Source organism: Paenibacillus sp. SAFN-117 (assembly GCF_051966115.1).
In the GTDB taxonomy this organism is placed as follows: domain Bacteria; phylum Bacillota; class Bacilli; order Paenibacillales; family NBRC-103111; genus Paenibacillus_L; species Paenibacillus_L residui.
Genome location: NZ_JBQCLK010000029.1, coordinates 24,128 through 43,204 on the forward strand (window position 1 = coordinate 24,128; position 19,077 = coordinate 43,204).

Annotated in this window: 11 protein-coding genes; all 11 read left to right on the forward strand. The window is 52.0% G+C overall.

All coding sequences use genetic code 11. The features are described from left to right. Positions 1-447 precede the first annotated feature (447 nt). The 11 genes from ACTHRH_RS18105 to ACTHRH_RS18155 all read left to right on the forward strand — a co-directional run bounded on the left by ACTHRH_RS18105 (position 448) and on the right by ACTHRH_RS18155 (position 19,028). The gene (locus ACTHRH_RS18105; RefSeq protein ID WP_379286298.1) at positions 448-2,139 is read left to right on the forward strand and encodes a PAS domain S-box protein; all 1,692 of its coding nucleotides are present in this window, start codon (positions 448-450) and stop codon (positions 2,137-2,139) included. A 1,575-nt stretch (positions 2,140-3,714) separates the two neighbouring features. Beyond that, positions 3,715-4,485, forward strand: a complete 771-nt coding sequence (locus ACTHRH_RS18110) for an electron transfer flavoprotein subunit beta/FixA family protein (protein ID WP_144933831.1) — start codon at positions 3,715-3,717, stop codon at positions 4,483-4,485. Positions 4,486-4,496: 11 nt separating this feature from the next. Then, positions 4,497-5,471, forward strand: a complete 975-nt coding sequence (locus ACTHRH_RS18115) for an electron transfer flavoprotein subunit alpha/FixB family protein (protein ID WP_379286295.1) — start codon at positions 4,497-4,499, stop codon at positions 5,469-5,471. Positions 5,472-5,500: 29 nt separating this feature from the next. After that, positions 5,501-7,186: a long-chain-fatty-acid--CoA ligase gene (locus tag ACTHRH_RS18120; RefSeq protein ID WP_440416898.1), complete on the forward strand. Its 1,686-nt coding sequence runs from the start codon at positions 5,501-5,503 to the stop codon at positions 7,184-7,186. A 400-nt stretch (positions 7,187-7,586) separates the two neighbouring features. Then, positions 7,587-9,938: a 3-hydroxyacyl-CoA dehydrogenase NAD-binding domain-containing protein gene (locus ACTHRH_RS18125; protein WP_440416900.1), complete on the forward strand. Its 2,352-nt coding sequence runs from the start codon at positions 7,587-7,589 to the stop codon at positions 9,936-9,938. A gap of 45 nt (positions 9,939-9,983) precedes the next feature. Continuing rightward, on the forward strand, positions 9,984-11,165 hold the full coding sequence (locus ACTHRH_RS18130; RefSeq protein WP_379286289.1) for an acetyl-CoA C-acyltransferase: 1,182 nt from the start codon (positions 9,984-9,986) through the stop codon (positions 11,163-11,165). 111 nt (positions 11,166-11,276) lie between these two features. After that, on the forward strand, positions 11,277-13,055 hold the full coding sequence (locus ACTHRH_RS18135; protein WP_260982009.1) for an acyl-CoA dehydrogenase family protein: 1,779 nt from the start codon (positions 11,277-11,279) through the stop codon (positions 13,053-13,055). Between the two features lie 118 nt (positions 13,056-13,173). Continuing rightward, positions 13,174-13,950 carry a TetR/AcrR family transcriptional regulator gene (locus ACTHRH_RS18140; RefSeq protein WP_260982008.1) on the forward strand — a complete coding sequence of 259 codons (777 nt, stop codon included), beginning with the start codon at positions 13,174-13,176 and terminating at the stop codon, positions 13,948-13,950. Next, a complete protein-coding gene (locus ACTHRH_RS18145; protein WP_144933826.1) occupies positions 13,947-14,360 on the forward strand; it encodes a PaaI family thioesterase in 414 nt (137 codons plus the stop codon). Before ACTHRH_RS18140 ends, ACTHRH_RS18145 begins: the two co-directional genes overlap by 4 nt. Positions 14,361-14,379: 19 nt before the next feature. Further along, positions 14,380-16,521, forward strand: a complete 2,142-nt coding sequence (locus ACTHRH_RS18150) for a (Fe-S)-binding protein (RefSeq protein ID WP_379286455.1) — start codon at positions 14,380-14,382, stop codon at positions 16,519-16,521. A 1,775-nt stretch (positions 16,522-18,296) separates the two neighbouring features. Beyond that, positions 18,297-19,028, forward strand: a complete 732-nt coding sequence (locus ACTHRH_RS18155; RefSeq protein ID WP_144933825.1) for an ATP-binding cassette domain-containing protein — start codon at positions 18,297-18,299, stop codon at positions 19,026-19,028. Positions 19,029-19,077: the final 49 nt, after the last annotated feature.

The window sequence follows — 19,077 nt, forward strand, 5'->3', positions numbered from 1 at the left end:
TAGTCAAGTAAATAGATTTTTTCGTCTCTGCTTATGAAAACTCCGATAAAGGCATTAATTGTGAAAAATGTTGGAGAATGTTGGAAAGCAGTCTTGCTTCTTACAGGTATCATCACTAAACTAGTATAAGATGATCAGTCTTGTATACAAGTATACCTGTTAAAGGGTCTTAAACATGATTGAATTTTATTCATACTTGGAATACCATATGGTGAGATCACGCTATGCGGAACAACCATGATAGAACCCAAACCATTCATATACTTTCTGTAGATACCGTCTTCTGAAGGATTAGGCCGGCATGCAAGAAGATAGAAAACGAGCTTAAAGGCAGTTAAGCCAATAAGAATCTTTTTACGTATTAAAGCTGTAAAGAAGATTAACTTCGTATGTAGTAATATTCCGTTATTGGAATGACTTGGATTCCATTAGTTCGGAGGAATAGCATTGAGTGAAGATTGTGTAAAAGATATTATAGACGATCAAGAGGCGGCGGAACATAAGCTGGATGTAGATGACCGACCCTCAATATGGTCGTTCAGCGGCGGCTTTCGCCATATATTCTACCATTCCAATATCGGAATGGGACTTGTCGACTTGTCCGGCAAATGGCTCGCCATTAATTCTCCTTTAAGCACCTTATTAGGAGAGAGTGAACACAAGCTCGTTTCGTCGAGGATACAGGAGCATTTTCAGCCGGATACCTGGCCGATCATCCAGAACCGTCTATTCGATCTGTATAACGGAAAAACAGACAGTGCAAAGCTGGAGCTGGTATGGATGCTTATGAACGGAAAGCAAGTTCGAATATCTATGCACCTGTCCGTGATGAAGAATACAGCTTCCGAACCTGAAATATATTTATTCCAGTTTATTCCCGATTCTAAGGAATACAGTGCTTGTATACAAGAAGAGGCAGACCTCAGAACCCCTTCTGTACAACCTATAGAGAAAGTCAAGATTGCCTTTCCTTCTCAAGAGACCAATAGCTCGGAGCATAGGAGAGTGGCCTTCCTGCGAGGCGGCAGGCCCCATCGCAATTCCTCCCGTATGCGGTTAATTCACCCACGAGAACTGCGTTCCCAGGAGTTATCGGACATTCCCGAGCGGGACATAGCGCTCTACCATAAGCTGGTGGAGAAGGCGCAAGTAGGCGTATATTTGTATCAGAACGGACAATTGATCTATATTAATCCCCATTTTGCAAAAATGTTCGGTTATCCGAGGAAGGAACTGTTGGGGCGCGATTTGAAGGAGTTTATGTATCCTGCGGATCACTTGAAATTAGACAAGGTAACGGAATGGGAAGAGAACATGCATTTCCAGTGTCGCGGGACAAGGTACGGGGGCTCCATTTTGGAATTGGAGGGCCATGGAGCTTGTATTATGTTTCGGGGAAAGCCCGCCTGGATAGGTACTGTGGTGGATATTACCGAACGCAAGAAAAACGAAGAGCGCCTGAGAAAATCGGAAAGGCTATCGGTTGCCGGACAACTGGCCGCCGGCGTTGCTCATGAAATTCGAAACCCGCTCACTTCTCTTAAGGGCTTCCTGCATTTAATGCGCACCAAGAATAGCGATAATCAAATGTATCTTGATATCATGCAGTCTGAAATCGAGAAAATAAATTTCATAGTTAATGAATTTCTGCTCCTGGCCAAACCGCATTCCGTTCAGTTTAAACGGAGGAAAATTTACGATTTAATCTGGAAGGCCGTGGACCGCTTGAAGCCGCAGGCGATTCATAACAAGGTCAGAATGATGACGGAGATTGAGCCGAACCTTCCTCCGATCCACTGTGAGGCGGAGCAGTTGATCCAAGCCTTCGTGAATATAATGATGAACGGAATCGAGGCAATGCCTAACGGAGGAACATTGGAAGTTTCCGTCTGCTTAAGCAGTCCGGATCGGATATCCATCCAGTTTAAAGACGATGGTCCCGGCATTCCGGAAGAGAGGCTGGATAAGCTGGGCGAGCCTTATTATTTGCCATCGGAGAAAGGATCTGGCTTCGGCCTGATGTTGAGCTACAAAATTATTGAAGCGCATAACGGGACTGTCAATGTTTATAGCGAAATTGACGAAGGGACGGTCGTTGAAGTATCCTTGCCCGTCCAGGCTCGAGCGGTTGCCGAATAACCGGCATGCTCGCATCGGGTCGGTTCATAAACAAAACACGCGAGGCAGCGGGAGATCGTTGCGTTAAGTTTGTGTTTGTACCGAGTACATAAGATATTCGCGGAAATTTTATATTGGATGGCTTCTTAAAGTGTGCTGATAATAAGGATTGGGTCATAATAGTAGTAGAAGATATTGAATGTATAAGGGAAATATGGAGAAATTAGTGAAATTGCAACCATCACAATAAGGGACAGAAGGAATCATTTACGTCATACCGTTCGTTTATTCGGACGGTATTTATTTTTTCTCAGCAGGATTTCGGATTTCTCGATCCCAGCTCCTTTTATACACATACCTTTGGACTGTTATCCCATTGAATCCAGGATCTATCTGGGAAGAGTAGCATTGAAGTAGCCAAAGGAAGGATTTCACTTTCGATGCTCGCTCATTTGTCTCTATAGTGAGGGCCTTGGACTGTTATCCCGTTGAATCAGGAATCCGTTTGGGAAAGAGTAACATTGAGAGTAACCTAGAAAGATATTACTCCTGATGTTCGAGCATTTATTCCTTTGTCGGTTCCTTGGACTGTTATCCCCTTGACTCAGAATGCTTCTATGAAAAGATTCCATCAGACTCCTCTTTTCATTTTATTGAACAGGCACGAATCGTCTCTCCTTAAAAATATGTATCCCTCCTCGAGATCCGAATTACCCTCCAGAAAACTGAAACAGCGCCCTCAGAAATTCGATTTTCCTCCCACAGGTCCGAAACATCCGACCTAACACCTAGCCACCATAAAATCGCATCACACCCCCACAACAAATCGGAGGCACCCCTCCATAGAAATTTTCTGAACGAAAGGGATAATAGTCAAAAGTACGCAGACAGAGAGATGCGGCTCGATATGAATAAGTCTGAGCAAAGGGGATAACAGCCAAAAGGACGCTGAAAGAGAGATAGGGCCCGATACGAAAGAGAGCTGAGCGAAGGGGATAACGGTCAAAAGGACGCTGAAAGAGAGATAGAGCCCAATATGAAAAAGACTGAGCGAAGGGGATAACAGCCGAAAGGACGCTGAAAGAGAGATAGGGCCCGATACGAAAGAGAGCTGAGTGGAGGGGATAACAGCCAAAAGGACACTGAAAGAGATAAGAGCCGGCACAAAAAGATCGAACGCAGCTTTGCCTGGTGTAAAATCCGTAACCAACCCCGAATCAATTTCAAGCACTGAACTTATCCAAATAACCCCAGGAACCCATCCATCCGCCTCAGTCACCTCAGCGAAGACCAACAATCCACTAAAATCCGAACATCGAAAAACCAATAGTCATCAGAAACAAGCGGACAAATCATCAATAAGTGATCTATCAAAAACTCCCCAACTCCAAACTCCAAACTCCAAACCATCTCCTTAAAACGAATCATCAGATTAGTTTGCGCCATCACTTTGTCTTGAAAAGTGGCCGACGATGTCGGAGATTAGCGGAATGTCGGGCAAGCTGTCGCCCATAGGATTAAAGGGGGACCCTGAAGAGCAGCCGGCTCAAGCGGTTATTGGGCAAAAACAAGTTTGCAAAAGGGGAAGGAGGAGCTATGAAAACGGTCGTCTGCATCAAACAAACGTTTGACACGGAAGAGAAGATAACGCTGGACAACGGGGCCGTGTCGGAAGAGGGAGTGAAATTTGTCATCAATCCTTATGACGAATATGCACTGGAAGAGGCGATCCGTCTGAAGGAGCAGTTCGGAGGAGAGGTGATCGCGGTCAGTCTCGGGCCTGACCGTGTAGAGGCCGCGCTGCGCACCGCTTTGGCGGTCGGAGCTGACCGGGCAGTTCATATCCGCGAAGAACTGAACGGTAATGACGAATACACATCTGCACGGAAGCTGGCGGCAGTCATCAAGTCCATGGAGTACGACATGATCCTCTGCGGACAAATGGCGATCGATTCCGGGGCTTCGCAAGGGGGACCGAGACTGGCGGAAGAGCTGGGAATTGCTCATATAGCTACAGCGGTAAAGCTTAGGTTAGAAGACGGCAAGGCAGTGGTGGAAAGGGATGTCGAAGGGGATATTGAGGTGGTTGAAGCTTCCCTGCCTCTCCTGATCACAGCCCAGCAAGGATTGAATGAGCCTAGATATCCGTCTCTTCCTGGAATTATGAAAGCCAAGAAAAAACCAATAGACGTTATTGAGGCGGAAGAGCTTGGATTGGCTAAAGAGGAAGCGGAGCCCAAGACTCATAGGGTCGAACAAAGGCTTCCCCCGGAGAAGCCCCCTGGCCGTATTCTGCAAGGGACAGCGGAGGAGCAGGTACGGCAATTGGCCGATCTTCTGCGGAACGAAGCCAAAGTGATTGGATAAGGAGGTATGGAATGGAACGATCGGTTCTTGTTCTTGCCGAAGTCAAGGATGGGAAGCTTCGTAATGTGACCTTCGAAGCGCTGACGGCCGCGCGGCGGTTGTCGGAAGGAGGCCGGATCAGCGCCGCTTTGTTCGGGCAGGGTCATCAGCCGCTGGCGGCTGAGCTGGCCATGCATGGCGCGGACCAGGTGTACTTGGCGGAGCATGCCGAATTAGACCGGTACACCCCGGACGGCTATACCCAAGCGTTGACGCAGTTGATCGTTCACGATGATCCGGATGTCATTCTGCTGCCGCATACCGCGATCGGTAAAGATTTGGCGCCTCGAGCCGCAGCGCGAATGGGCTGTGGGCTGATCAGCGACTGCACGGGCCTTGAATGGAAGGACGGAGAACCCGTATTCATACGGCCAATCTATGCGGGTAAAGCGTTCGAAAGCCGGAGATTTGCCGCGGGGAAATGGTTTGTCACGATTCGCCCCAACAATATTCCGGTGGAGGAGCACCAGAGCTCCCACGGCTGCCGGGAAATTCCTTTTGCCGTGGATATTAAAGATTTGCGGACCGTCGTCAAGGAAGTAATCTCCAAATCGTTGGCGGGGGTTGACCTGAGCGAAGCCAAGATTGTGATCTCCGGCGGAAGAGGCGTCAAAAGCGCCGAAGGCTTCGAACCGCTCCAAGAATTGGCCGATGTGCTGGGAGCTGCCGTCGGGGCATCACGCGGTGCTTGCGATGCGGGGTATTGCGATTATTCATTGCAAATCGGGCAAACCGGGAAAGTGATCACCCCGGACCTCTATATCGCTTGCGGGATATCCGGAGCCATCCAGCATTTGGCGGGAATGTCCAATTCCAAGGTGATCGTCGCGATCAACAAGGACCCGGAAGCGCCTATCTTTCAAGTTGCAGACTACGGAATTGTCGGCGACCTATTCGAAATCGTGCCTCTTCTGACCGAGCGCTTTAGAGAAATGCTGGCAACGTAAAGTGATTAACCGGAGGCAGGTGGTTAAACATGACGAACCGACCGTGGCTATCTTCTTATGAACCGGAAGTACAGCAGCGGCTCGATTATCCGTCCGTCGCTTTAACCGATTTTTTACTGGAGGCAGCCGAACATTATCCGAACCATGAGGCTGTGCTGTTCATGGGCAAGAAGCTGTCTTACCGCCAGCTTCTCGATTCCGCTTACCGTTTTGCCAATGCGATGATCCATCTCGGGATTCGGAGGGGAGACCGGGTAGCCTTGATGCTTCCCAATGTTCCCCAGTACGTCATTGGTTACTACGGGATATTGTTTGCGGGGGGCACGGTAGTTCAGACGAATCCTTTGTACACTGAACGGGAACTGGTACGGCATCTGACGGATTCCGGGGCCAAGACGATTGTCTGTCTGGATTTGGTTTATCCGAGAGTGAAGAAGGCTTCGCAATCGGTAAATTTGAATAACATCATCGTAACCGGAATACAGGATTATTTGCCTTTTCCGAAAAATATGCTGTATCCCCTGGTGCAAAAAAAGCAAGGAGCCGGCAGACGGCTTGACCCGGAAACGGAGAACATTCGGATGTTCAAGCAATTGATGGCGCGCTCCTCCCCGAAGCCGGTCAGGACAGAGGTCGACTTGTCCGAGGATGTAGCCGTTCTCCAGTATACAGGAGGAACGACGGGAACGGCCAAAGGGGCGATGCTGACACACGAAAATCTGGTCGCTAATGTTATCCAGTGCGCATCCTGGATTCACCGTATCCGCAAAGGTCAGGAAACGATACTGACGGCGGTGCCTTTGTTCCATGTATACGGGATGACTACTTGTATGAATTTGGGGATATATCTGGCGGCCAGAATGCTGCTGGTTCCCAAATTTGAAGCCGGCATGCTGCTGAAGCTGATTGATAAAGAAAAGCCTACTTTGTTTCCCGGAGCACCTACCATGTACGTCGGTATTATTCATCATCCTCAATTAAGTCGCTATAATCTTTCCTCTATCGAATGCTGCATCAGCGGATCTGCGCCTCTGCCGCTGCAGGTTCAGCAAACCTTCGAGCAATTGACCGGCGGAAGGCTCGTGGAGGGCTACGGGTTGACGGAAGCATCGCCCGTTACTCACGCGAACCCGATATGGGGGAGGAGAGTGCAGGGCAGCATCGGTATTCCATGGCCGGATACCGAAGCGGTTATCATGCTGGATAACGGAGAGCCCGCCGAGCCCGGTGAGATTGGTGAGCTGCTGGTCAAGGGACCGCAGGTCATGAAAGGGTACTGGAACCAACCGGAAGAAACGGCATCCGTCCTCAAGGACGGCTGGCTTGCAACCGGTGATATGGGCTACATGGATAAGGACGGTTATTTCTATATTGTCGATCGCAAGAAGGAAATGATCAATGCGAGCGGCCTTAAGGTTTATCCGCGGGAAATTGAGGAGGTCTTATACCAGCATCCTGCGGTCCAGGAGGCGGCCGTCATTGGGATTCCTGATGAATACCGGGGAGAGACGGTGAAGGCGTTCGTCGTTCTGCGTCAAGGTCAGCAGGCGACGGAGCAGCAATTGGAGCAATTTTGCAGAGAACGGTTAGCCTCGTACAAAGTCCCCCGTGTCTATGAATATCGCACGGAGCTGCCGAAGACGCTCGTAGGCAAAGTACTGCGCAGGGCATTGGCCGAAGAGGAAAGAAACCTCCGGGACAGTCGGACCGAGTAACTGAATCGAGGCATTGCTTGGCCGTTGGTATTTGATTAAGGAAAAATAGGCACAGCGTGCTTCCGTGCTGTTATTTTACTCCACACGGGTAACAGCGAGCCGGAGGAAGCTACCATAAAGCAGAAACCTTCGGCATAGCTGTATAAAGGAAACGGGTTAGTCCTGGATCAAAGCCCTGGATTCCTTTGAGAGTTGTCAAGGCTCACATGAGGAGCGTTCCGGGGCAGTCGATGAAGGTGGGGTTCTTCCGTCTCGCCTTGGGATTATTATACTGACCGGTCAAAGTATAACGTTAAAGAAGGCTAAAGAGGGAGAGAAACCTGCGCAGTCTGTCGTTGCTTATGTGTAGACATGGAATGATCTTACTTTCAATATTCGGATAAAGGAGGTTAAGTTACCGATGGAGCGGACCTTGCAAAAGGCGGTTGTGCTAGGTTCTGGGGTGATGGGCGCGGCTATAGCGGCTCATTTGGCCAATGCGGGCCTGTCTGTCACTATGCTGGACCGCAAAATAGGGGGGCAGCGGCTGGCCCAAACGGCTCTGGAGCAGCTCCCACGGCAGAAGCCCAGCCCGCTGTATTCGAAACGCGTCCTGGAACGGATCCGGGCGGGAAGCTTCGAGGAGGATTTGACCGCTGTCGGAGAGGCGGATTGGGTGATCGAGGCGATCGTGGAGCAATTGGAGGCCAAGCAAGAGCTCCTCGCGGAGGTGGAGAAGCATTGGAAAACCGGGACGATCGTCAGCAGCAACACCTCCGGGATTTCCATAGCGGCCATGTCCCGACAGACAGGGGAGAGCTTCCGGCGTTATTTTATGGGAACGCATTTCTTCAATCCCCCCCGTTATATGAAGCTGGTGGAGTTAATTCCTACGGAGGAGACCGATCCCGAAGCCGTGGCGGCGGTAAAGAGATTCTGCGAGAGCCGGCTGGGCAAGAGAGTGGTCCTTGCTAAGGATACGCCGAATTTCATCGCGAATCGGATCGGAACCTACGGGCTTCTGGTAACCATGCACGAAATGGCGAAGCACGGCTTGTCCGTATCGGCGGTTGACGCCCTCACCGGTCCGGTGCTGGGCCGGCCGAAAAGCGCTACGTTCCGCACACTGGACATGGTGGGTCTGGACACGTTCGTTCATGTGGCAAACAATGTCCACCGTCAGGCAAGCGACCCGGAGGAAAAGGCTGCCTTCGAGGTCCCTGCCGTAATGAAGGAAATGCTGCAGAACGGACAAATCGGCGAGAAAGCCGGTCGCGGCTTCTATCAAGTGGTCCGCACGGGCGGGGAGAAGGTTATTGAACAATGGGACGCGGCTTCCGGGTCTTATATTGCAAGGGACAAAGCGCGCTTTCCCTCCTTGGAAGCCGCGCGCAATGCCAAAACCTTGAAGGAAAAGCTGCGTGTTCTGACGGAGGCCGGGGACCCGGGAGGGCGCTTCGTCTGGACGGTCATGAAAAAGGTGCTGCTCTATTCGGCTTATAAACTTCCGGAAATTGCCGACGACCCTCTGGCCGTAGATGAGGCAATGAAATGGGGGTTCAACTGGGAGCTGGGACCGTTCGAGACCTGGGACGCCCTTGGAGTGGAGCGGACGGCCAAACGAATGAAGGACGAAGGGGAGACTTTGCCGTCCTGGATAGAGGATATGCTGGCCGCAGGCAGAACCTCCTTCTACGAGAAAAAGGAGGGGCGCACCTTCTATTTCCTCCCCGGCGGCCAGGCCAAAGAGCTTTCCCGGCGGCCGGAGTTCCTGTCTCTGCGTTCGTTGAAAGAACGGCAGGGGGCTGTCCTGATGAGCAATGCGGGCGCCAGCTTGATCGATCTGGGAGATGATGTGGCCTGCCTGGAATTCCACTCTCCGAACAATGCCGTCGGCCCGGATATTTTGCAAATGCTGTTTCGTTCGCTGGAGGAGGTGCGGAGCCATTATCGCGGGCTGGTTATCGCTAACGAAGGCAGACATTTCTGCGTGGGAGCCAACCTCATGCTGCTGCTTATGGAAGCGCAGGACGACAACTGGCTGGAGATCGATCGGATGATCCGTCAATTTCAGGAAGCCTCCATGGCTATTAAATATTTCGAGAAGCCGATCGTTTCCGCCCCATTCGGCATGACGCTGGGAGGCGGGGTCGAGCTGGCCATTCCGGCGGCCGTCGTTCAAGCCTCCGCCGAAACGTATATGGGACTGGTTGAAACCGGGGTCGGATTGATTCCGGCGGGCGGCGGGACGAAGGAGCTGCTTATGCGTTTTACCCGGAACGTCGATTACGACGGCAAGGTCGACCTGCAGCCCTTCGTCAACCGCGCATTCGAAACGATAGGCATGGCCAAGGTTTCGACCAGCGCTCAGGAAGCCAAGGAGCTGGGATATTTGCGAACGACGGATCGCATTTCGCTGAATCGGGACTCCCAGCTATACGACGCGAAACGGATGATCATCGCCCTCTCCGATGCCGGATATTCCCCTCCGGAAAGAGAGAGCTGCCGGGTCGTAGGGGAGCCGGGCAGAGCCGTTCTCCAGATGGCTCTGTATCAGATGAGAGGCGGGGGACATATCACCGAGCATGACGAGCTGATCGGACGCAAGCTGGCCCATGTGTTAACCGGGGGCCAGAGGCCGGCCAATGCGGTCGTGTCGGAGCAGGCTTTGCTCGACCTGGAGCGGGAGGCCTTCCTCAGCTTATGCGGGGAACCCAAGAGCCAGGCGAGGATGCAGCACATGCTGCTTAAAGGCAAACCGTTAAGAAATTAAACGAAGGCCTGCGTCCGGCAGGCCGAACGGACAGGAGGCCAAGCGATGAAGGAAGCAGTCATTGTAACCGCCGTCCGGACGGCGGTAGGCAAGGCGCATAAAGGGTCTCTCCGGCAGTTTCGGCCGGAGGATCTGGGAGCGGCCGCCGTTCAGGAGGCGGTCAAGCGGACACCGGGCATCTCGGGAGCCGATGTGGAGGATGTTATCCTCGGCTGTGCCATGCCCGAGGGGGAGCAGGGGCTCAATCTCGGGCGGATCGTGGCGATCCGGGCCGGACTGCCTGACGGAGTCCCGGGACAGACCGTGAACCGGTTCTGCGCCTCCGGGCTCCAGTCGATCGCCTCGGCGGCGGAGAGGATCATGTGCGGCTTCGCGGATGTGATGGTGGCCGGCGGGGTCGAGAGCATGAGTCATGTGCCGATGAGCGGCTACAAGCCAATGCCCAATCCGCATCTGGTGGAGCATCGGCCGGAAATGTACATGTCGATGGGACACACCGCCGAGGAAGTGGCGGCCCGGTACGGCGTCACCCGCGAAGAGCAGGACCGCTTCGCCGTATCCAGCCACCGCAAAGCGGCCGCCGCGATCGCAGCCGGCAAATTCCGGGACGAGATTGTCCCGGTGACGGTCGAGGAGGCGATCGTGGACGAAAGCGGTGAGCCTGCACGGCGCAGATTCGTGTTCGCCGAGGATGAGGGCGTGCGGCCGGATACGTCGCCGGAAGCGCTCGCCAAGCTAAAGCCGGCTTTCCGCCTCGGCGGAACGGTGACAGCCGGCAACACGTCGCAAATGAGCGACGGGGCCGCGGCCGTAGTCGTCATGTCCGGCGAGAAGGCGGCGCAGCTTGGCTTGCGGCCGCTGGCGGTACTCCGCTCCTTCGCCGTCGCGGGAGTGGCGCCGGAGGTCATGGGCATCGGGCCGGTAGCGGCCATCCCCAAGGCGCTCCGCCTCGCCGGCTTGACCGCGGGGCAGATCGATCTGTACGAAATTAACGAAGCATTCGCCTCGCAGTGTCTATATGTCATCCGGGAACTGGGGATAGACGAGGCGAAGGTAAATGTTAATGGAGGAGCGATCGCGCTCGGCCACCCGCTGGGCTGCACGGGAACCAAGCTGACGACAACTCTTCTTCATGAAGGAAGGAGAAGAAGAAGCCGTTACGGAATCGTCAGCATGTGCGTCGGCGGAGGAATGGGTGCGGCGGGAGTGTTTGAATTTATCCATTAACCTGACAAATAGCCATCATCTTCACCAGTCACTGGTGCCGTCTTGGCGGCCATGGGGGATAAGGGCTAATTGAAAATCCAGTTTCCCAGGGAAGAAGGGAGAGGAAGCGGTTTGAGTAAGCTGGCTAATCGCGGCGGAGGATTTTTGCTAGCCTCGCCGGATGTGGACGATGTATTCACCCCGGAGGATTTTACCGAGGAACAGAAAATGATCGCCGAACTGACGGAAGATTTCGTTGAAGGGGAAGTGGTCCCGCACGAAGAACAGATCGAACGGCAGGATTTAAACCTGACGGTGCAATTGCTGAAGAAGGCCGGCGGGCTGGGATTGCTGGCGGCAGACGTACCGGAGGAGTACGGGGGGACCGATCTGGATAAAATCAGCTCGACGCTGATTACAGAGAAGCTGGTCAGGGGAGGCTCTTTCGCTCTGTCGCATGGGGCGCATGTCGGAATCGGCAGCCTGCCGATCATCTTGTTCGGAAGCGAGGAACAGAAGCAGCGTTACCTCCCGGCGCTGGCAAGCGGAGAGAAGCTGGCCGCTTATTGCCTGACGGAGGCTTCCTCGGGTTCGGATGCACTTGGTGCGAAGACGACAGCCGTATTGAGCGAAGACGGTAAGCATTATGTGATGAACGGTTCCAAGCAGTTCATTACCAATGCAGGCTTCGCCGACGTGTTTATCGTATATGCCAAGATCGATGGGGATAAGTTCACCGCATTTATCGTTGAGAGGGATTATCCGGGCGTATCGACCGGACCGGAAGAACAGAAAATGGGGATTAAGGGCTCCTCGACCCGGCCGCTTATTCTGGAGGATGTCCCCGTGCCGGTCGACAACGTGCTTGGAGAGATTGGCCGCGGGCATGTGATCGCCTTCAACATTCTTAACATAGGCCGGTATAAGCTGGCTGCCGGTTGTCTCGGGTCCGCCAAGTGGGCCATCCGTCTGGCGGTGGATTATGCCAAACAGCGGAAGCAGTTCGGCAAGGCGTTGGCAGAGTTCCCTTTGATTCGCAAAAAACTCGCCGATATGGCTATCCGCACATTCGTTATGGAAAGCATGGTCTATCGCACCGGGGGATTGATGGATGCCAGTATGAGCAAGCTTGACAAAGCGGCGCCGGATTACAGCCGGAAGGCGGCCAAGGCGATCGAGGAATATGCCATCGAATGCTCGATCAACAAAGTATTTGCTTCCGAGGCGCTCGATTATGCCGCGGATGAAGGAGTTCAAATTCATGGAGGATACGGCTATATTCAGGAATATAAAATTGAACAAATTTATAGGGATTCGCGAATTAACCGGATTTTTGAGGGGACGAATGAAATCAACCGCCTGCTTATCCCTGCTGCCCTTCTGCGCAAAGCGTTAAAAGGAGAGCTCCCCCTGATGGATGTTACTCAGCAACTACAGCAGGAGCTGATCACTTATATTCCGCAGATGATGATGGAGGAGGAACCGCTCGCGCGCGAGTCGGCGATGATAGAAGCGGCCAAGAAGATTTTTCTGATGGTGGGCGGCTCCGCCGTAGAGAAGTACAGATTCGAGCTGGAGCAGGAGCAGGAAATCGTAGAGTGTTTGGCCGACGTCATCATTGAAGTTTTTGCGATGGAGTCCGCCGTACTGCGCGCCAGAAAAACAATGGGCCGCAACGGGCCGGATCAAGCGGTTAACCAAGCGGAAATGGCATCGGTGTACGTTCATGAAGCCTTCGCGCGGATCGAGTCCCGGGCGAGAACGGCGATTCTTGCTATGGAAGAGGGAGACCGTCAGCAGGTCCAAATATCGATTCTCAAGAAGCTGAGCCGCTGGGCTCCGCTGGATGCGATTGGAACGAAGAGAAGGATCGCTTCCCGAATTCTGGCTTCCGGGGGATATACCACGTAGTGTGACGAAAATCTTCGTAAACGAAGCGGAATTAATCCCTGAGGTTCGGTATATAGTGAGGCAGCGTTCATCCTGGGGATAAGGGTGCATCGGGGGCAATCGGGAAGGAGGGCTGTGAATGGCTCTGCAAGATCTGGAGGACGTGCAGAATACGGCGTCCGGACAACAAGCCGGAGTGAACGGGAGAGCCGGTAAGCCCGGGAAAGGTTCTTCGGATGGGGTGATAAACCGGAATAACGGAACGCCCCAGTCCGCGCAAAGAGGGAAAGATATGGATACCCGGACGAAAAAGGAAAGAATTTGCGAAGGAGCGCTGACGGCTTTCGCCCATCAGGAATTCAGCGAGACAACGATGGATTCCATCGCTGAGCTGGCAGGAGTGTCCAAGGGAACGCTGTACTACTACTTTCCAACGAAAGAGGAATTGTTCTTATATGTCGTAGAGAGAGGGATCGAACGGCTGCTCGGTCAGATCCAGCCGGTAATCCGCAGTGGGATTTCCCGCGAAGAGATGCTGGTTAAGCTGCTGAAGGTGCATTTGAAATTTTTTGACCGGGAGCAGTCGCTGTGCCAACTGCTTATGAGTAAGTCATGGGGGACCAAGTCGCTTCATCAGGATATCCAAAAGCGAATTTGCGGTTATTTCCGCACTATGGAGCAATTCTTTGAACAGCTTCAGCGGGAAGGCTGGATTGACCCGGCAATCAGCATCCCTACTTTAACTAGCGCCCTGTTCGGAATGGTCGGATTTACCGCGCTGAGAAGAATCGAAATGGGACTGGATGTGTATACGCAGGAAACGAAGCTAAGCTTGATCGCTTTATGCCGGGGAGCGCTTAGGGCAGAGGGAATCTCTCCCCGGACCAACCACATAACGATGGAGGACCTGAGATGAACGAGCCGTTGGACTGGGAAGCTTTGGCCCGGAAGCTCGAACAGGACGTGCAAGGAACGTTCTGGGAAGATCTGGGGGCGAAGCTGGTAAGCTTCGCGGATGGCAAGGTGGTCATCTCTTTGGAAGCCTGCGACAGACATATGAACCATATCGGGATTTTGCATGGAGGGGTCCATGCTTCTCTGCTGGACAACGTCATGGGTTTGGCGGCAATGCTCGCCAAGCCCAATGACAGAATCGTAACGACCAATCTGAACGTTCATTATGTCGCACCGCTTAAGAAAGGGATGAATTATGCAGTAGGGGAAGTGCTGCATCTTTCCCGCAAAATCGTTACAACTCAAGCCAGCTTGTACAGTGAGGAAGGAGTGATCGGTTCGTTCGGTACCGGATCCTACCGATTGATTTAGGGGAAGGCGGGTGAAACCTGTGACCGGATGGGCATGGCTTCATTGGATCGGTTTTGTCGTGGCAGTTGGTTATGCAGTGTTCCTGTTTTCTCATGTAATGTACAGTCGTTATTTATTTATCCGGTTAGGAAGAGAGGAGACGGAGGAAGCCCGAACCGGGGAACGCTTTCGCGAGCTTGCGGTTCAGATGCTTGGGCATAGGACTTTGATGAAGGACAGGCGCAGCGGCTGGATGCATTTCGTCATGTTCTACGGATTTATCGTTCTTCAATTCGGTGCGCTCGATCTGCTGATTAGGGGACTTGCGCCGGAGCATCATCTGCCGCTTGGCCGCGGCTATCGCTATTTTGTACTGCTGCAGGAAATAACGATTGTGCTTATCTTGTTGGCGGTGGGTTATGCGTTCTACCGCCGATATATTGAAAAATTAAAAAGGCTGAAGCGGGGCTGGAAGCCGGCTGTCGTTCTGCTCTTTATTACCGGCCTTATGCTGTCGCTGCTGCTGACGGAAAGCATGCGGGCAATCTGGAAGGGGGAGCCGTTCTCCGTCTATAGTCCTGTATCTTCCACGATCGCCGCATGGACGGGTGGAATCGGACCGGGCGCGGCGGAGCTGCTGTTTTATTTATTCTGGTGGCTTCATCTCCTGATATTGTTGGCCTTTCTTGTCTATGTGCCGCAATCCAAGCATGCTCACTTGCTGTTTGCTCCGTTTAATCTATTCTGGAGAACGCAGGGGCCGCCGGGCAAGCTCAAGCCGATTGATCTGGAGGACGAGACCGCCGAGGAATTCGGAGTAGGTCGTATTGAGCGGTTTACCCGCAATCAACTGCTTGATTTATATTCCTGCGTGGAGTGCGGACGCTGCACGAATGTATGCCCGGCCTCCACTACCGGCAAAATGTTATCTCCAATGGAATTGATCGTGAAGCTGCGCGATCATCTGACCGTCCGTGGAGCAGCAATCACGTCACGCACCCCCTGGATGCCCGCTTTCGCCTTTGCGAATTCGGAAGCGAATCGTGTCGCCCTTTCGTCTCGTTCCATGGCAGAGGCTGGCAGCCGCACCGGCGCCGGATCGGGAAGGATGAAGGCTGCAGAAATGGTGAAGGCGGAGTCAGATTCGGAGGTTAACCTGATAGGGGATGTCATTACCGAAGAGGAGCTGTGGGCCTGCACAACCTGCCGGAACTGCGAGGACCAGTGTCCCGTCGCCAACGAGCATGTGAGGATGATTATGGATATGCGTCGTTATCTGGCGCTGACCGAAGGCAAGCTTCCTTCCGAAGCGGGGCGGACGTTGAACAACATTGAGCGTCAAGGCAATCCGTGGGGCATCCATCGGCGTGAACGGAGCGGCTGGATGAGCGGCTTGGTCGACGGGGACCACGCTCCTTCTATTGAGGAGGCCGGTGAATTCGATTATTTATTTTTCGTCGGCTCTATGGGCTCTTATGATAAAAGAAGCATGAAGATTACCCGGTCGATGATCCGGATTATGAACGAAGCCGGAATATCATTCGCTGTCTTAGGGAACGAAGAGGGAAATTCCGGAGATACCGCCAGGCGGCTCGGGAATGAGTATTTATTCCAGGAGCTGGCTCGCAGCAATATCGAATTGTTCCATCAGTATAAGGTCAAGAAGATCATCACGATCGATCCGCATGCGTACCATTCATTCAAGAACGAATATCCTGATTTTGGCTTGTCTCCCCGAATAGAGGTTTATCATCATACAGAGATTCTTGCGCTTTGGATCCAAGAGGGAAGGATCGTGCCGACGCAGTCATTAGAGGAAAGAGTGACATACCATGATTCATGCTATTTGGGAAGATATAACGGCGTTTATGATGCGCCTCGTATCGTTTTGTCGGCAATTCCAGGCGTGAAGCTGGTAGAAATGGAACGGAGCGGAAATAACAGCATGTGCTGCGGCGCCGGGGGCGGCCTGATGTGGCTGGAGGAGAGGGAAGGAACAAGAGTTAATGTCGAGAGGACAAAACAGGCTGCGGCAGTTCAACCAACAGTAATCGCAAGTGCCTGCCCTTATTGCTTGACAATGCTTGGCGACGGGACGAAGGCGCTGGGCAAGGAGGATGAAATGGCCACCTATGATATTGCCGAGCTGCTGGCTATGTCGATCGGTAAATCTTACAGTTAATAATGCTGAAGCTCCGCGTAAGGTGCCACTCAGATCTAGGTGCCATGACGGTGGCCGATCAGCACTGTGAATAATGATTTTACTACAGCTTTATGGATTCAGAAGGAGTCTGAAATTTGTTTATCATTTTCCGTAATACAGGCTCATTTGATTTGGAAGCTCCTACAGCATGCAGCTCAACCATTCTTTTGACCATTATCCTGTTGACTCAGACATGGCAGCTCAATCGGTTTTTTGCTCGTTATCCCAACAGCCCAGATAAGCGGCTCAATCAACCTTCTGACCGTTATCCCAACAGCTCAGCTACTCTGCTCAAACAGCCTTTTGACCGTTACCCCAACAGCTCAGATACGCGACTCGACACACTTTTGTCCGTTATCCCAATGACTCAGATACGCAGCTCAATCAGCCTTCTGACCGTTATCCCAATAGCTCAGATACGCGACTCGACCACACTTTTGTCCGTTATCCCAATGACTCAGAACTGTAATTTTCCCATTAGCTCATAAAGTCTACTGCAGCGCCTGGTACATCTCAACTTGGTTAGAAAAAGTAGGAATTATTGATTAAAAAACAAAAGACTTACCAATTTAGAGGAACATTGAGGTTTCCTGAAGTGAAAGGATATCGGTTCCAATTTGAATGAACGAAGTGTTATAAGGCAAGGAAGTGTCAGTAGGCCAACCGATTATATGGGATAGAGGTTGAAAGCAGGTAGGGGTACTCCTCCTGAACAGAGGGGATAACAGTCAGAGGCAGAGTGAGAGCAGTCCAACGAATCAAGCCCGGCAAAACGAACAGTTGAAGAATCAAGGAGCGGTGCAGCTTCCTGAACAGAGGGGATAACAGTCAGAGGCAGGGGAAGAGTAGACCAACAAATCAAGTGAGCTAAGTGGAGTGTTTGAAAATTAGGAAGTGGGTACAGTTCCTGAACAAAGGGGATAACAGTCAAAGGCAAGTAGAGGTGGCAATCATCGAATGAAATGTGCTAAAAGGGAACAGCCGAAAATTGAGAAACTGGTACGTTTCCTGAACAGAGGGGATAACAGTCAGAGGCAGGGGAGAGTAGATCAACAAATCAAGTGAGCTAAGTGGAGTGTTTGAAAATTAGGAAGTGGGTACGGTTCCTGAACAAAGGGGATAACAGTCCAAGAGATGTGAAGACAGCCATTCCAACTGAATCTGCGCGTTAGCAGTATAATGGAGGCTGATAGCGAAAGAAAAGGGAAGTGCTGGCTGAGCGGATTTTGGAAGGGACGGGTTGGGTTCGTTCGCCCGTTCCTTCAGTTTGTTGGAACCGAGTAAGTTAGATCTCGAGGAGCAGCCCTAAAAGTGCAGGTTTGCTAAATCGGACGCTGGAGTATTAACGTAGAGTATTTAACTTATGTAGAATGCTTCCCGAGTGTTGTGTTATGACTACTTTGTTACGATTGTCATACGATTGTTGCTGCGGCTCTAGGATTATGGGCCGGTTAATGGTAAAATTTCTATGAAACCGAACGGTCCTGTCTCCATGGCAAAAATCCTTCCATACTTTCGGCGAAGGGTAGGAGGTATCAAAACTTTCTACGGAGGTGTAAGAGGTATCAAAACTTTCTACGGAGAGTAAGAGGTATCGAAACTTTCCACGGAGGGTAAGAGGTATCAAAACTTTCTACAGAGAGTAGAGGTATCAAAACTTTCGACGAAGGGTAAAAGGTATCAAAGAGCTGACAGGAGATGATAGCAGGTACGCCATACTTATACACGAATATAGAGAGAAAAGGAGCTCGCGAATGATCATCGTACGCAATCTTACCAAACGATTTGAATCCGGGCACGAAGTGCTTTCCAAGATAAGCTTTCAAGCGGACAAGGGGGATTTCATCGCCATCCTTGGAGGAAGCGGCAGCGGTAAAACGACCTTGCTCCGTTGTTTGTCCTTGCAGGAATCCTGGAGCGAAGGGCAGTACATCTATGAAGGCAGCGACATTACGGAATTGAACTTTGTCGAGAAAATGAAGATGCGGCGTAAATGGGCCATGATTGAGGAAAAACCTTATTTGAATCTGAATTCGACGGCCATCCAGAATGTCTTGAGCGGCCGCTATAAAAATACGTCTGTCTTCCGGTTTCTAACAAGGATTGCAGCCAAGGACGACCATCTCGAGGCTATGGATTTATTGGAGCATGTGGGACTGCTGGATAAGGCCAGGGAGAAGACATCCAAACTAAGCGGAGGAGAGAGACAGAGGATCGCCATTGCACAGGCACTCGTCCAGGGGACCGAGATTTTATTCGCTGACGAGCCGGTCACGGGCTTGCCGCCTGAATCCGCTAACCGGGTGATGGAAGATTTGAGGAACATCAGCCGCAAGAAGCAGGTGACGATCATCTGTACGCTTCACAATGTGGAATTGGCTGAACGGTTCGCCAGCAGAATCTGGGGGCTTGCGAGCGGCAAAATTGTGCTCGACATTGCGGCCAGGAAGCTGACCTTGCGGGAGAAAGACATCATTTTTAAATAATCATCGGGTCAAGAAGGCTTAGCCGCCGATTTGCGGTATTGTATTCATT